Origin of the sequence: Primorskyibacter sedentarius (genome assembly GCF_004342065.1) — a bacterium.
GTDB classification, from domain to species: Bacteria; Pseudomonadota; Alphaproteobacteria; order Rhodobacterales; family Rhodobacteraceae; genus Primorskyibacter; species Primorskyibacter sedentarius.
Window position 1 is genome coordinate 19,553 of the sequence record NZ_SLZU01000030.1, and the last position, 14,617, is coordinate 34,169.

Below are 14,617 nucleotides of genomic sequence, written 5' to 3' on the forward strand. Positions count from 1 at the left end.
CGCGTTGGTCTTTGTGACTTGTGATGGAAAGTGCGGCCCATCAGGCGTTGGAAGTGGCTCCGGTGCTCGCAAACAGGTCGTTTGTGGCGCGCATCACATGCTGCCGGATCTCCGGAATCTCGTACAGAACATCGTGCCTACTGCCTGGAACCATTTCCAGTTTCCCACCAGGCCACCGCGCCATGCGATCACGAATGGCCGGAATAGCGACGATTTCATCTTGGGCACCACAAAACGTGATGCAGCGCAGATCGGGAGAAGGCAGCTTGGACAACCTTCTAGTTTCTTTGAGTGTTTGAAAGAGCCACCCCATACTCGGGCCTCCGACGACCTGATCGGGCAGAGATTTCGAGATGTTCATGTAATACTGGTACGTGTCGGGATCATGCGTCAGCCTGTTCTCTTCGAACGGTGTCGTGAGAACATAGGCTTCGCCGCGCGTGCCCGGTGCGTAAGCGTGTCCTTTGCCGAATGTCTGTGCCATCCATGATACCGGCCACGCGGCGCGACGCTGGAAGGCCGACAGGTTTATGTCCCACAACGGCGCAGTGAAAGCGCAAGCCTCAAATGGGTTCATCTCGATGATCGCACGTAAGCCGATGCAGGCACCCAACGAATGCGCTATGAGGAACCAAGGTTTGGGAAGATCGAGCGTTTCACCTGCCTGAAGCATGGCGGTGACGTCTTTTTGATAGTCGCCATATCGGTTTACATGACCGGTCATACGATCTTCGGTCAGCCTGTCTGACAAACCTTGTCCACGCCAATCAATCGCAAACGCGGAGTAGCCAAGCGAATTTAGGCTGCAGACAGCACGGCCGTACTTCTCAATGTTCTCCGTGCGCCCCTGAAACACAAACACGGTGCCTTTCGACGGGTCGCTACCAGGCCACTGTGCAACACGAAGGCGGGTTCCGTCCTCTGCGTAAATCCAATGCGCTTTGCCGTTGCGTGGAGCTTCAGCTACAGCGGCGTGAAATGGCGCGTCGGGCACAGCACTTGTATAGGCCAATTTATTCCTCCTATTCGCCATCACGGACATGGCCCAATGGGGGCTTTAGCACCAAGTAGAGCGCACAGACCGTCGAGATAATCGAGAGCAGTGAGAAGCCCGGGATCTCGCCGAGCAGCAGACAAGAAACTGTCAGCAGGACCATCGTCACATCCATCGCGGCCCAACTTGGAAAAAGCCGCCCGCTTGGGTTGGCCCGCGTTAGCGCGGAGCGAGCTCTAATTGACGCACTGAAATACACCCCGGAGATAGCAAGCAGGCAAAAGAAACTGTAGTACAGCCCCGGCGCGCTTTGCTGTGCGTCGTACTTGCGAGCCTGAGCAATATAATCGTCAGAGATTGCACGAAAGTCCGCGCTCAACCAACTAAGTATATTAGGACTGTCTGCAACCAAGAACACGGATTCCATCTTCATGAAGACGGTGATCATCAGGCCCAACGCCGTGCACCGGAATACGAACGTGACAAGAAAAGAGCATACCCTTTCGACCCCCGTCCCGTGTTGCTTTAGCCACGATGACCCTCGGTATGCCGCTATATCAAGATAGTCGCGTACGACGATATGAATGATCACGAGGCCGGTGAAAAAAAGATATGCACAAACGGCGTTATACAGAAACACGATCCCAGAAAAAGTTGCGGCACCTTGCACCGAGATGGCATCCGGATCGACGATGGCGATTCTGCCCCAATCGACTGGAAGAGTGCCCATGTCCCCAGTCATTAGGGGGATCAAATACGACACAATCCAATTATAGCCGGATGCGATGATGATTGTGACAATCAAAACTGACCAATAGGAATAAGTAGCGGCGGCAATCTTTGCATCCCAGCCCTCGATCGAACCCACTGCCTCGTTCTCAAGCAGTAGCCTGGGGCGCCATTCTTGCGTCCACGTCCTCAAGCCCTCAACCAGAAATCCCAAGTATAGTGGCAGGGCCAGCAAGAAGGTGAGTGTCCAGTTTGGCGCCCACAGAAAACCGACTTGCTTCGCAGAACCATCCGGCACTGTGTAATGAATATTGTGTAGCCCCAGGGTAAACGAGATCAACGCAAGAGCAACCGCACCGGTAAAAACGACTACTGGCAAATCGACGGATCTTGGACCTTCGAAGATGTCTTCGGACAATTGAGCCAAGCCGAGCCTGCCTCGCCCGTTGGCTGTACGTTCTTGCCTGAGTACCAAACCGATCGATAAGCCGGGGTCGGCTGCGTTTTCATCTGCATCTCTCGGTGACGTTTCGTTGCGCGTTTTCCGCCTTTCAGCCACCAGACTCGCCTGAGCAAAGGTCAGCTTGGCCTGCCATTCACTGATCTCTTGCGGATCGCCACACCCAAACACTCTTGCCAACCGACGAATGTTGTCCCTGCTGATCCCTTTGTCGTTCTTCTGAAACCAAAGCTGCACAGTTCTCAGATCAATGCCATCTTGGCTGGCCGCAACTTCAGAGATCGCTTCTGCAAGAAGTTCAGGCGTCCATGGGCTTTGAGGGATGCCGTGCTTGTCCACTGGCCGACCTACGCCAGCTGCTGCCATTCGCAGGAACAGCTCTTTGAAATCGTAGTCTCCGCGCGGGGGAGGAAGAAAAAATTTACCGTTCTTTTCCAACGACCTACAGGCATCCGTTTCGTTTTGTTTCGTCTCATTTCGTATCATACCGTGCATGTATTGAATCAAAAAGTACAACTACACGTTGTGCGGCTCTCACATCCGGGAGAGATCAAAATTTCACCAATTCTGGTAGAAAGGACATAGCTGTGGATCACAGTTCAGCAGACAAGATGAAGACCCTCGATCAAACCGCTTTCGCAGCTGACGGGGCTCATGCAGATGGAGACATTCTGGATGCTTTGGTTTGGATATTAGATGGCACTTCAGAAGTGCTTGTAGCCCGTAGGTGGCGGATCCCAAGTGACGACTTCAGGGTGGACTGGTGTGTCCCGGATGGGTTTGTAGGAGGGCGTGTCTTGTACTTGGAATTTGTTGGAGACGAATGAATTCAGTGTTTTAGGTGCTCACGCGCGCAGCAACGGTAGCGCGAACGCAAAATGGCTGCTAAGCCGTTTGCAAAGTTTCCAAGCGGGGGCGCCTATGGAAGAGAAGATGTTGCTGCCAGTCTATCATGTCAATAGCGCCAAAGAGGCCTTGGCATCATCGAGTACGATGGAAGTGACCTGCAAAAAGAGCGTTCACAAAGTGGGAACGAACTGGCTAGGCACGTGGACATTCGTAGTGATAACGCCGGTTGAGGGCGCGCCAGACAACCGAGCTCCGCTGGTTAAATGGCGGAATCTCGAGCCTAAGGTCATTACGACTATCAATGGCCTTACCGGGCTGGCCGTCGAAGTGGGCGCCCACATTCCAGAATTTCCACTACTTGAGGGCCAAGTTGCATTTTGGAAGGGTGGTTCAAGGCAAGGGAGTTGATCTGGCGAACCGCTACAATCGTTGATCAGGTCGAGAAGGCCGCACCCGGGACTATGACCAGACTAATGGCCTCCAGATATCAATGTTCGTTTCTTCCGGATCTTTCGAGTTAATGCATGGTGCAGCGAATGTCGGCAGTTCGCGCCACCTGCGGGCGCGGGCGCAGGTACCAGTACCAGATGCGGTAGGCTTCCAACAGGCCGAGCGGCACGAAGTGGACAAGCGCCGGGCCAAGCCCACCCCAGTCGTGCAGCGCCGCCCAGTGCAGCAGGGTCAGGACGGCGGCCGCATAGGTCGTGCGCTGCAGCGTCTTCCAGTTGCGGCCCATCTTTCGAACAAAGTAGTCCGAAGAGGTCACGGCCAGCGGCACGAAGATTAGGAAGGCGAACCAGCCGGTCCAGATGTAGAGTTTCGGCAGGTCGGCCACGACCTTTTGCACGGTGCCAAGGTCGACCAAATACAGCACTGTGTGCGCCAACGCGTAAAAGAATGCCGCGACACCGAAGTAGCGGCGGTTCTTCTTGAGCCAGCGCGGCCCGCGCCAGCCCTTGAAGACCAATGCCAGCGGCGAGGCCAGCATGGCGATGATCATAAAGCGCGCGCCGAACTCGCCGGTCGGGTGCAGGGCCTCGTGGATGGCGGCAGCGGCGGCCTCGGCGTCAGCCGCGCCCAGGATGCTTGCGAGGATGCCGAGGCCCGGCAGCGTCATCAGCGCCCAGAGCCAGTAGGGAGAGAGTCGTGACAGCATGTCTGTTGCCTTTCTTGGAGTGGTCGCGTCGGCGACCCCATAGATGGGTTGGTGCTGATACGCTGCAGCGCAGGAGGTCCGTCGCGCTCAGGCGCGGAGCGAGAGAAAATAATCTTCCCAGGATTGGTGCGGGCGACCGGTGACCTTTGCAAAGTCACCCGGCCGGTCATAGGCCCCTTGGCGGATGCCCTCGTAGATGCCGCCGATGATCGGGCCGATGAAATCGCCCAGCTCGGTGCTGCGGTCGGCGACGAAATCTTCGGAGGTCATCTCGCGGTAGGTCAGGTCGGTGCCGAAAGTGCTGTTCAGGTAGCCTGCCAGTCTTCCTTGCGTGATCGGCGTGCCGTTCAAGTCATAGGTCCCGCCGTTCAGATCGTCGCGCGTCAGCAGAGCGGCATAGGCATGGGCAAGTTCCGACCGCGTGGTGTAGCCGCATTTGCCGGTTCCGGCGCTGTTGGCGATCTCACCGCGAGCCTCGTAGTTGTCGATGTATTCGATATCCGGCTCGATATAGATGCCGTTGCGCCCGATGGCCCAGTCCAGCCCGCTGGCGCGAATGTCCGCCTCTGTCCGCCGGTTGCTTTGCACCACCGGTGAAAAGCGCGTGCCTTCTTCGGGACCGATGATGCTGGTATAGACCAGCTTCTGGACACCGGCGGCGCGGGCGGCGTCGATCACGTTGCGGTGCTGCTGGATGCGGTCCTCGGGCGGGGCCATGCCCGAGACGATCAGCAGAGCGTCGACCCCGGCCAGCGAGGCTTGCAGCTGTTCGGGCCGGTCATAATCGCCTGGGCGCAGCTCGATGCTCAGGTCGGTGACCCTGCCGGGCGTTCGGGCCAGCCCGATGACGGGGTCGCCGCCCGGCAAGGCAATCAGTTTGCGGGCGATCTCGTGGCCAAGCTGGCCCGATACGGCGGTAACTGCATAGGTCGTCATGGTTTGTCCTCTATCCGAAGCGATGGGCAAAGCCGCCAGAGCCGGCGGCTTTGCCAAAGTTACGCATATCAGCCGTGATAGGCCTGGCTGACGGCAAAGCTGTCCTCGAACCAGTGCCACAGCACCACTTGGCCATCGCGGACCTTGGCCCGCAGGGCAAAGGTGAATTCGCCGATTTCCTTGCCGGAATGGGGGATCATGCCGTTCATCTTGCCAAAGACGGCGACCGTGTCGCCCGAGGCGAAGGCGTCGGTGTTTTCCCACATTGTTGTCTGCAGATTCTCCGAAAACACGCCGAGGAATTTGAAGACATTCTCCTTACCGGTCGCGCCGCCGATCCACGGCAGACTTTCGTCGCCTTCGTTGTGCCAGACCATGTCATCGGCCATCAGCGCGCTCATCTTTTCCATGTCGCCCGATCCCATCGCGCCCATGAAGGCCATGACGGTGTCAAAGCTGGCTTGTGTCTGGTCGTCCATTGTCTGTGCTCCTGCATGTTGTGCGAGAATGGTGGCGAGCGTCGCGCCAATCGAGGTCTTCAAAAGGGTTCTGCGGTTCATGTCATGCTCCTTGAGGGGCAGGGTGGTCAGAATTTTCCGGCTTCGTTATGCGGGGCGTCCGGGCCGGGCATGGGCGCAATGACGTCCCAGTGCTCGACGATCAGGCCGTCCTCAACGCGGAAGAGGTCGTAGAAGGCGGTCGGTTCACCGCCAAGGGCGCCCTCGGACAGGGTCAGCACGAAGTTGCCTTCGCCGATCACCTGATGGACCTCGGTGTAGTCCATGGTGGTGCCCTGCTTGGCCATCTCGGCCATGAAGGCTCCAAAGCCGTCCAGCCCGTCGGCCACCATCGGGTTGTGCTGTGCGTAGTTCGTCGGGTTGATGTACTGGGTAAAGTCCACTTGTTCGTGGTCTATCAGGGCGCGGGTGATGAACTCTTCGACCTTGGCCTTGTTTGCTTCGGTCTTGTCCAGGTCGGTGATCGCGGTCACGCCGTCGATCTGGGTGCGGCCCGAGGGGTTGGGGGCGGCCTCGGGGATCAGGTTGTCCCAGTGCTCGGCGATCTTGCCGTCCTCGACGCGGAAGACGTCAAAGGCGATCAACGCTGTTTCGCCAAAGCCCTCGTAGCGGGCGTGCACGGCCACGATATCATCATCCGCTATGACCCTCACGTAGTCCGCCTTGAAGGTGCCGCTGCCGCCGAGAAAGCCGACGACGCCTTTCTGCGCCTCGATGCCGTTGGCGAACATCTCATTGTGCTGGATGATGTCCTCGGCAAAATACTGGTCGACGGCTTCGACATCGCCCGCCAGCAGCGTCTTTTCCAGCGCTTCGAGAGCGAAGGCCTTGTTCTGGGCGTTGTTGGCAAGCGCCGTGAGCGGCAGGGTGGCTAAGATCGCCGCCGAGGCAAAGAGTTGCGTTGGTTTCATTGTTGTCTCCTCGGGGTGTTTGGACCTGCCCTCTCTGTTCGCGCTCCGGGGTGGGGCGTGTTCGGGCATGTCCTGGGGTGGGAAAGGGTTGGGGCCGGCGTCAGGCCCCGGTGGGTTCGGTCCGGCTCCAGTTCAGGTCCGGGTTTTCGCGAAATGCGAACCGTTCGAGGTGGTTGGTGATCACCTGGATCGTCTTATCGAGAGCGGGCGCGTCGGCGGCGCTGGCGGTCAGGCCCAGGCCCGCGGTGTCGGCGCGCAGGTCGCACTGTCCGAAGGGCAGCTCGATGTGGCCGGAGCCGGACTCGAAAGAGACCGGAACCTTATGACCGAAGTGCTTGCACAGCGTGCCCAGGTAGCGTTCGGCGTTTTCCGTCTTGAAGAATGTGCTCGCGTTCATGTCGATGCTCCGTCGTGTTGCAAGGAACATCTATCCCTACCGGATTGATCCGGGTATTCCTTGTTTTCAGAAGTCATAATTCGGGCAGGCGGAACAATGATCGAGCATCTGCGCCACATGGCGATCTTTGCGCGGGTCGTCGACGAAGGGTCGTTCCGGGCCGCGGCCAAGGCCATCGGCCTTGCGCCGTCCCGCGTCAGCGAGACGGTTTCGGACCTTGAGGGTTTCCTTGGCGTGACCCTGCTGTACCGCACCACGCGCAAGATCGCCCTGACCAATGAGGGGCGCATGTTCTATGCCCGCGCCGCAGAGATGCTGCGCAGCGCCGAAAGCGGGTTGAACGAGTTGAACGCCCTGTCGCTGGAACCGGTGGGCGCGTTGCGTGTGTCCATGCCTGCCTTCATGTCTTCCTCGGCGCTGGCCACCGCCATCGCGGAATTTGTGCGCCGCCACCCGCAGGTCGCCATTTCGCTATGCTTCACCGACGGGCGCACGGATCTCCTGGAGGATGGGTATGATGTGAATATCCGCGCCGGGTGGCTGGACGACAGTTCCATGATGTCGCGCAAGTTGGGCGAGAGCGAGCGAGCGCTGGTGGCCGGGACGGGCTATGCCGCCACCCGACCGCGCCCGTCTCATCCGTCAGAGATGGAGGACTGGGATTGGCTGCGCTATAAGCACCGTTCGGAATATACCACGCTGTACGGGTCGGGAGGCGAGACGATCAAGGTTCTGGGTCAGGCCCGGCTGGAAGTCGACAGCATCGACGCACTGTATCACTTCACCTGTCAGAACCTTGGCGCGGCAGTCCTGCCCGAACACCTTGCCGCCCGGGGTGAGGCCGAGGGCAAGCTGGTGCGCCTGCTACCGGACTGGCAGCTGATTCCGGTGGGCTTTTTTGCGGTCTGGCCGGATACCTCGCGCCGCGAGAGCCTGACCCTTCTCTTCGTGCGCTTTGTGGCGGAGTGGCAGCCAGGCGTGGTGCCCCAATCAACAAGAAATTGATTGCCCGAGTGATCAAACCCGCGTCGACATTGCGCAGCCGATACGAGGTGTATGGATGGAATGGCGTCAGCGTTTACCTCGTTCCTGACCGGATCTTGCGTACTCGCATTGGAAACTTGCCGAACATCGCAGACGTTCACGCAAAATGCAGCGAAAGTCGGATTTCCGCCCGACCTGCATTTGCTCCGTCGGCGGGAGGGTTACAAGGCGTGGGTCCGCTTCGGGCTGCCTGCGGTCACCTGCGACGACGACGGCAACTGCCCAGGCCGGTGGTCACGACGCCGCGGTGCCGCAAGGCGGCAGAGAGCCCATCCCGGTCAATGTGATTTCGTGCGGCAAGCGCAATCGGCGCTCGAGATGCCGCAGCAGGATGGTCTCTCTCATTGCAATGCGGCGGCGGAATCAACCCTTCTCACTTCATGCACCGAGGTTAGTGGTGACAGTGCTCGGGATCGTCCGCTTGAACCTAGTCGCGCCGCGAACGTCGCAAACACGGCCCAAATAGTCGCTTTCCTGCCCCCTTTCTCAATCGATATATTTTAAATATATTTCTAGCATATCAAGGAGAGCGCCATGCCACACTATCAACCAAGCCAAGGTTCGGAGCGCTACTGGGATATCCCGGAGTTTGGTGCGTTTGACGTGGTTGTGCTTGGCGGCGGGCCTGCGGGCATCGCAGCGGCGACCACCGCGGCGGAGGCTGGCCATACGACGCTTCTGATCGAACGGCTGGGTTTTTGCGGCGGCGCGGCAGTGTCGGGCATGTCAGGCACGATCTGCGGGCTCTATATGACTGTTGCCGATCCGTTTGTCGCGCAGCCGCAGCAGATCATCTTCGGCTTTGCGGAGCGTTTCCGCGCGGCGCTGGACGCTGAAGGCGGGCTGACCGCACCGCAGATATACGGCAAGACCTGGGTCACGACCCACGATTGCGCCAAATACAAGAAGGTCTCGACCGACCTGCTGCGTGGCGCTGGCGTGCAGCTTCTCTATCACACCGAAATGGTCGACGTGGTCACCGAGGACGACGCGCTGACCGGCCTTGTGCTGCACACGCGATCGGGCTTCACCCGCGTCGCTGCCAAGCGGGTGATCGATGCCAGCGGCGATGGCGACGCGGTCTTTCGCATGGGTCTGGGCACGACCAAGGGCAACAACGGCGTCATCCAGAACCCCTCCATGATGTTCAAGATCGGCAACGTGGACCGCGAGAGATACCTCGGGTACTGGGGCGAAAACACGATCTCGCCCCCCAAGGTGGTGGAAAAGCTCGAGCGCCGCGACGAACTGCTGCGCAAGAAGGTCTGGCTGTTCCCAACCGTGAATCCCGGCGAAATTCTTGTCAACGGCACCAAGATCACCGGCTTCGATGGGCGCGACCTCGACGTGACCGACCCGGTTGATCATTCCGAGGCCGAGCAGTTCTCGATCTACCAGGCGCGGGCCTTCTTCGACTTCCTCAAGGAAGAGATCCCCGGCTGTGAGGACGCCTATTTCATCGACTACGCTCAGGAGGTTGGCGTGCGGCAGACCCGCTCGATCGAAGGAGTGAAGCGGCTGATGAACGACGACGTGGTCAACACCCGCAAGGCAACCGACTCGATCGCGAAATCGAGCTGGCCGATTGAGCTGCACTATGGTGCCAAGCCCAAGACCGAATGGCTGGTGGACGATTACTACGACGTGCCCTTTGCGACGCTGGTTCCCAAAGAGGGTCGCAACGTGATCGTCGCCGGCCGCTGCCTGAGCGCCGAACATGAGGCTTTGGCGAGCTGCCGGGTGACCGCGCAATGCTTCGAATACGGCCGGGCCGCAGCGCTCGCCGCGAACATGTCGATCCGGGAGGGGATGGCTTTTCAGGCCATTGATGGGGTCGAAATTTCAAATCTCATGAAAGCCGCCGAGTAATCGGCACACGTGGAGGAGACAAACGTGACAACCGTAGAGGATGCGCTGCACAGCGCCAATAATCCTGTGCCTAACAGGCCAGTGACGGACCGCCGGATGCAACTGATCAGCATCGCGATCATCGTGGTTTCGGCCTTTTTACTGATTGCGTTCCCGGAACAGGGCAAGGCGACGCTGGACGCGACGTTCAAGTGGATGACCAACAGTTTCGATTTCGCCTTTCTGGGAGTCGGCTTCGGTGCGCTGATCTTTGTCATCTGGCTTGCTGCCTCACGCTTTGGCGCCATCAAGCTCGGGGATGTCGACACCGCGCCTGAGTTCACTTGGTCTGCATGGGGTGCAATGGTGTTCCTTGCCGGGATCGCCTCAGGGCTGATGCTTTGGGCGGGAACGGAATGGGCCTATCATTATTCATGGACACCTTTCGGGCTCGAAGCCGGAACACCGCAGATGTTCACCGTGGGCCAGGCGTATGGCATTTTCCACTGGGGGCCGACCGCCTGGGCGCTATATTGCATCCCCTCCGTGGCAATGTCCTATATCTATTATGTCCGCAAGCGCCACATCTACAAGGTCAGCGAAGCCTGTCGAGGTGCGCTTGGCGATATCGTTGATGGACCCGTCGGTCAGGTGATCGACTACATGTTCATCTTTGGAATCCTCGGTGCTGCGGCGACCTCTCTAGGGCTTGGCACCCCCATGATCGGCGGCGCGCTGGCCAGCGTGTTTGGGATCGAACCGAACCTTTACCTCGACGTCGCAATCATTCTTTGCTGCACCGCGATCTTCTCGATCTCCAGCGGCCTGGGTCTGGATGACGGGATCAAGCGGCTGTCTTACGCAGGGTCGATTTTGACGCTGGCAATCATCATCTATGTGCTTTTTGCAGGCCCGACCGGCTTTATCGTTGCGCTTGGCATGGACTCCATCGCCTACACGCTCACCAATTACGTAACCATGAGCCTCTGGACCGACTCTGTAGGCCGTTCCGGCTTTCCTCAGGCTTGGACGGTATTCTACTGGGCATGGTGGGTGGCTTACGCGCCTTTCATGGGTCTCTTTGTGACGCGCATCTCGATGGGTCGGAAAATCCGTGAAGTGATCATTGGGCTGCTGACATTCGGCACGGCGGGCTGCGTCCTGTTTTATGTCGTGCTGGGTGGCTATGGGATCGACCAACAGATCAATGGCAGCCTGCCGATGGTCGATCTGGTCAACGGTCAAGGCGTCGCTCCCGCAATCATTGAGATGTTCAAGACCCTGCCCGCCAGCGGCCTTGTCCTGCTCGCCGTCGCGGTATCGGGCATCATCATGCTGGCCACGACTTTTGACTCTGCTGCCTACGTCATGGCCTGCGCATCTACAAAGGAACTGGACGAAGGCCAGGAACCAGCTCGCAGTAACCGTCTTTTCTGGTGCGGAGCTATCGCGCTGCTGCCAATGTCTTTGCTCTTTCTTGGCGGATTGAAGACGATGCAAACGGCGGTGGTCCTTGTCGGCTTACCGATCATCCTGATCATGGTCTTCATGATGATCACCACCGTGAGGTTCCTGAAACAGGACGAAGTCTGAGTTCCTGATACCGGCGGTGGCACGGCGTGCCACCGTTCCCAAACCTTCCCCTTTTCGGATAAGCAACATGTCTGCAGCACTGGTCGAAGAAATCGAATTGATGGCCGTCGGTCCCGACGGCGAACGGATCACTTGGTCCTCACATCTCGGCGAGATGTACGAGGCAATGGTAATCACCCGCCTGCGCCTGTCAAACGGCGTCGAGGCGCTCTCAGGCATGACCGTCTACACCGAACACGAGTTCGACATGACGGTGTTCTCGGCAGCCTCCCTGATGGCGCCCTTCGTGCTGGGCCGCAACATCCTCGACATTCCGCAGATCTACAACATGATGCGGTCGCGGTATGTGCCGCTGAACCACCTGGCAACCTCGCTCTTCGACATTGCCTTGCATGATGGAAAGGGCAAGACGCTTGGCCTGCCAATCTACCAGATGCTGGGGGCGGTGCGTGACCGGATCATGGCCTATGCCTCGAGCCCCCTCCTGCCCGACGACGACGCCTATGTTGCCTATTGCCGACGGATGATTGACCGCGGTTACCGGGCGATCAAAGTGCATCCATATTGCCGATTTCATGATGACATGCGGCTGGTTCAGCGCCTGCGTGAGGAATTCACTGGTCAGGGCATCGGCTGGATTCTCGACGCCGACGCCAATTACTCGCTGAATCAGGCACTTCGGATGGGTCGCGTGCTCGATGCCTCGGGCTGGGAGTTCTTCGAGGCCCCGATCCCCGACAGCGACCTGTCGGGCTATCAGGCCCTGTCGAATGCGCTCGATACCGACGTGATCTGCGGCGGCAATTCGGTTCCCGACCTGCGGCTGATCCAGCTGGCTCTGCAGATGCGCTCCTGGGACCGCAGCCGTTTCGATGTAACCGGCATCGGCGGCTTCACCGGCGGCAACGAGGGCATGGCGATCACCCGTGCCCATGGGATGAAATGCGAGGTTCAGAGTTGGGGTTACACCCTGACGCAGGCCGCAAACCTGCACCTAATGCTGGCCAATGAGAATTGCGATTTCTTTGAACAGGCCGCGCCATTTGAGAAATACGAGTTCGGTGCCAAGCAGGTGATCCGCCCAGATGAAGACGGCTTTGTTCAACCCAGCGGCCTGCCGGGCCTCGGCGTCGAAATGGACTGGGATGTGATCGAGCCCTTCGTCTATGCGCGCAAAACTTTCTAGGGTACATGATGGTAAAAATCGAAAAGGTTGAAGTGATATGCCTGCGCGACGCGCGGGCGGGTGACCATCAATTCGAGGGCAGCTACCAGAATGCCCTCGTGCTGCTCCATGGTGATAATGGTGAAATCGGGATCGGAGAAAGTGACGCACCGCCCAGTGTGATCAAGGCGATTATCGAAATGCCGGACTATAATTCGCTTGCATGCGGGCTAGCGGGAATTTTGGTTGGGCAAAGTTTAGACGATCCAAGTCGGCTGACACAGGAGATGTATGAGCGCTCGCAGTGGTTCGGGCGCCATGGCGTTGTGATCCATGCGATCAGTGCGCTTGATATTGCCCTTTGGGACCTGTTTGCACGCACACAATCCAAACCGCTGCATGCGGTTCTTGGCGGCAGATATCATGACCGGTTGCCAGTCTACGCCACAATTTACCCTCTTGAAACCAGCTGTGAAAAGATCACGGATCAGGTCGCGCCATTGCTCGCCGGCGGGTTCCAGAACCTGAAGATCTGTTCCGACGCCAGTTGGCGGGACACGCAGCTGGTGCAGCGCAAACTGACACATCTGCGCGCAGTTGTTGGGCCTGAACGCCGTCTTATGGTCGATGTCGCGCAAGAATTTCAACGGTTCGAGGATTTCGCCCCGCTTCTGCCGCTTCTTGAGGAACTTGATTTTGCCTGGATCGAGGCGCCGTTTCCGCTTGGTAATCTAGAGGATCACGTCAGGTTGAAGGCTGCAACCATGATCCCGGTCGGAGTTGGTGACCTAGGGATGACCACATGCCGGGAGTTCGCTCCCTATCTTGCCGCAGGCGCTTTTGACATCGCGCAGCCCGACCTGACCATGTTTGGCGGCATTACCGAGGCAAGGCGACTGGTCGCTATGCTGGCCCCGACAGGGCGCCAAATCGTGCCACATGGCTACAACACCGACATTACGATTGCGGCCAATCTGCATTTCCTTTCGTCTTTGCCACAGGGCGGCCTGATTGAGTATTCAACAAGCCCATCGCGTCTGCGCCGTGAACTTGCGGCCGGGTTGGCTCCGGTCAACAGTGATGGTACACTCTGTGTTCCAGACACACCGGGGCTTGGCCTGACCTTGAACAGGCAGCTGGTTGAGGCAACAAGAGTAACGGCGTGACGCAAACCAGTACTTCTTCCCGCAAGACCAAGGCAGAAACCGCAGCCGAAATGCTGGAGGCGGCGATCGTCAACTGTGATATTGAACCGGGCAGCATCGTCGCCGAAGCGGATCTGATGGAGATGCTGGACTTGGGGCGGACCCCGGTGCGCGAAGCGCTGGTCCGGCTTTCCAGTGAGAACCTCGTCCGGCTGGGCCGCGCGGGCATTCTCATTCCTGAACTCAACGCCATGACGATGCTCAAGCTGTTAGAACTTCGCGAACCGATCGAGCGGCTGAGCATCCAGAAGGCCGTGCAGCGTCACAACGGCGCTGACATGGAGCGCTTCGCGCAAATCCTCGCCCAATTGGAACCGCTTCCCAACAATGACCGGACGGGATTCATGGACATATTGCGCCAAATTCATACTGCGCTGGCCGAGGCTTCGAAAAACGAATTTATCCTTTCAACGATGAAAACGACCCAGGGTCTTTCCCGCCGTTTCTGGCGTTATTTCGCCACAGACGAGGATCAGCAATTCTGTACTGAACTCTACTGTGCGTTGTTGCAGGGCCTGTTGTCGGGCGACGCGGGGATACCGATAAAAAAATCGTCGGAACTCATGACCTATTTGAGGGTCTTTACCCAACGCCAAATAGAGGCACTTGCCTAAACCGTAATGACAAAGGGATTGTAAATCGGGGAGCGGCCGTAATTTAAACAGGCATCTACGGTGGAAGTCGGTTTGACACGAAATATGATTTCGAACAGGAAAAGTGAACCGCCCCGGGTTTACCGGAGAGTTTCTGGTTCAATGATTAGGCTACTTTTTCGACCGCGTTCAAGTTTGCATAGAAGGCCTCCTCTGCTT

Annotated in this window: 14 protein-coding genes; 7 read left to right on the forward strand and 7 right to left on the reverse strand. The window is 58.4% G+C overall.

What is annotated here, in order from left to right; all coding sequences use genetic code 11:
- Window positions 1-40: 40 nt before the first annotated feature.
- A complete protein-coding gene (locus EDD52_RS21460; RefSeq protein ID WP_243652057.1) occupies window positions 41-1,012 on the reverse strand; it encodes an alpha/beta hydrolase in 972 nt (323 codons plus the stop codon).
- A gap of 10 nt (window positions 1,013-1,022) precedes the next feature.
- Window positions 1,023-2,621, reverse strand: a complete 1,599-nt coding sequence (locus EDD52_RS21465) for an RcgA family putative transporter (RefSeq protein ID WP_132248675.1) — start codon at window positions 2,619-2,621, stop codon at window positions 1,023-1,025.
- Window positions 2,622-3,104: 483 nt separating this feature from the next.
- Here EDD52_RS21465 and EDD52_RS21470 point away from each other — a divergent pair, with 483 nt between their 5' ends.
- Window positions 3,105-3,440, forward strand: a complete 336-nt coding sequence (locus EDD52_RS21470; RefSeq protein WP_132248676.1) for a hypothetical protein — start codon at window positions 3,105-3,107, stop codon at window positions 3,438-3,440.
- A 109-nt stretch (window positions 3,441-3,549) separates the two neighbouring features.
- On the opposite strand, the gene EDD52_RS21475 is transcribed toward EDD52_RS21470, so the two are convergent.
- The 5 genes from EDD52_RS21475 to EDD52_RS21495 form a co-directional block, all read right to left on the reverse strand.
- Entirely contained in the window at window positions 3,550-4,188 is a 639-nt protein-coding gene (locus EDD52_RS21475; protein ID WP_243652058.1) for a protein-methionine-sulfoxide reductase heme-binding subunit MsrQ, read from the reverse strand.
- Window positions 4,189-4,275: 87 nt separating this feature from the next.
- Complete coding sequence (locus tag EDD52_RS21480; RefSeq protein WP_132248677.1) at window positions 4,276-5,124, reverse strand: NAD(P)H-binding protein; 849 nt, start codon at window positions 5,122-5,124, stop codon at window positions 4,276-4,278.
- Window positions 5,125-5,192: 68 nt separating this feature from the next.
- Window positions 5,193-5,684: a nuclear transport factor 2 family protein gene (locus EDD52_RS21485; protein WP_243652059.1), complete on the reverse strand. Its 492-nt coding sequence runs from the start codon at window positions 5,682-5,684 to the stop codon at window positions 5,193-5,195.
- Window positions 5,685-5,710: 26 nt separating this feature from the next.
- Window positions 5,711-6,553 carry a nuclear transport factor 2 family protein gene (locus EDD52_RS21490; RefSeq protein WP_132248678.1) on the reverse strand — a complete coding sequence of 281 codons (843 nt, stop codon included), beginning with the start codon at window positions 6,551-6,553 and terminating at the stop codon, window positions 5,711-5,713.
- Between the two features lie 100 nt (window positions 6,554-6,653).
- Window positions 6,654-6,950 (reverse strand): DUF2218 domain-containing protein, encoded by a 297-nt coding sequence (locus EDD52_RS21495; protein ID WP_132248679.1) that lies wholly within the window; start codon window positions 6,948-6,950, stop codon window positions 6,654-6,656.
- 96 nt (window positions 6,951-7,046) lie between these two features.
- Here EDD52_RS21495 and EDD52_RS21500 point away from each other — a divergent pair, with 96 nt between their 5' ends.
- From EDD52_RS21500 to EDD52_RS21525, 6 genes are all read left to right on the forward strand, one after another.
- Complete coding sequence (locus tag EDD52_RS21500; RefSeq protein ID WP_132248680.1) at window positions 7,047-7,955, forward strand: LysR family transcriptional regulator; 909 nt, start codon at window positions 7,047-7,049, stop codon at window positions 7,953-7,955.
- A 573-nt stretch (window positions 7,956-8,528) separates the two neighbouring features.
- Complete coding sequence (locus tag EDD52_RS21505) at window positions 8,529-9,863, forward strand: FAD-dependent oxidoreductase (protein ID WP_132248681.1); 1,335 nt, start codon at window positions 8,529-8,531, stop codon at window positions 9,861-9,863.
- Window positions 9,864-9,887: 24 nt separating this feature from the next.
- On the forward strand, window positions 9,888-11,435 hold the full coding sequence (locus tag EDD52_RS21510) for a BCCT family transporter (protein ID WP_132248682.1): 1,548 nt from the start codon (window positions 9,888-9,890) through the stop codon (window positions 11,433-11,435).
- Window positions 11,436-11,502: 67 nt separating this feature from the next.
- On the forward strand, window positions 11,503-12,621 hold the full coding sequence (locus EDD52_RS21515; protein WP_132248683.1) for a mandelate racemase/muconate lactonizing enzyme family protein: 1,119 nt from the start codon (window positions 11,503-11,505) through the stop codon (window positions 12,619-12,621).
- Between the two features lie 8 nt (window positions 12,622-12,629).
- Window positions 12,630-13,766: a mandelate racemase/muconate lactonizing enzyme family protein gene (locus tag EDD52_RS21520; RefSeq protein ID WP_165907631.1), complete on the forward strand. Its 1,137-nt coding sequence runs from the start codon at window positions 12,630-12,632 to the stop codon at window positions 13,764-13,766.
- Window positions 13,763-14,419, forward strand: coding sequence for a GntR family transcriptional regulator (locus EDD52_RS21525; protein ID WP_132248685.1), 657 nt, complete (start codon window positions 13,763-13,765; stop codon window positions 14,417-14,419). The genes EDD52_RS21520 and EDD52_RS21525 overlap by 4 nt, the downstream gene beginning before the upstream one ends.
- Window positions 14,420-14,617: the final 198 nt, after the last annotated feature.

What these genes read in the sequence shown, in the direction of transcription:
- EDD52_RS21480 (WP_132248677.1), bottom strand. Translation starts at nt 5,124, where the DNA reads ATGACGACCTATGCAGTTACCGCCGTATCGGGCCAGCTTGGCCACGAG.
- EDD52_RS21485 (WP_243652059.1), bottom strand. Translation starts at nt 5,684, where the DNA reads ATGAACCGCAGAACCCTTTTGAAGACCTCGATTGGCGCGACGCTCGCC.
- EDD52_RS21490 (WP_132248678.1), bottom strand. Translation starts at nt 6,553, where the DNA reads ATGAAACCAACGCAACTCTTTGCCTCGGCGGCGATCTTAGCCACCCTG.
- EDD52_RS21520 (WP_165907631.1), top strand. Translation starts at nt 12,630, where the DNA reads ATGGTAAAAATCGAAAAGGTTGAAGTGATATGCCTGCGCGACGCGCGG.
- EDD52_RS21515 (WP_132248683.1), top strand. Translation starts at nt 11,503, where the DNA reads ATGTCTGCAGCACTGGTCGAAGAAATCGAATTGATGGCCGTCGGTCCC.
- EDD52_RS21470 (WP_132248676.1), top strand. Translation starts at nt 3,105, where the DNA reads ATGGAAGAGAAGATGTTGCTGCCAGTCTATCATGTCAATAGCGCCAAA.
- EDD52_RS21505 (WP_132248681.1), top strand. Translation starts at nt 8,529, where the DNA reads ATGCCACACTATCAACCAAGCCAAGGTTCGGAGCGCTACTGGGATATC.
- EDD52_RS21500 (WP_132248680.1), top strand. Translation starts at nt 7,047, where the DNA reads ATGATCGAGCATCTGCGCCACATGGCGATCTTTGCGCGGGTCGTCGAC.
- EDD52_RS21475 (WP_243652058.1), bottom strand. Translation starts at nt 4,188, where the DNA reads ATGCTGTCACGACTCTCTCCCTACTGGCTCTGGGCGCTGATGACGCTG.
- EDD52_RS21495 (WP_132248679.1), bottom strand. Translation starts at nt 6,950, where the DNA reads ATGAACGCGAGCACATTCTTCAAGACGGAAAACGCCGAACGCTACCTG.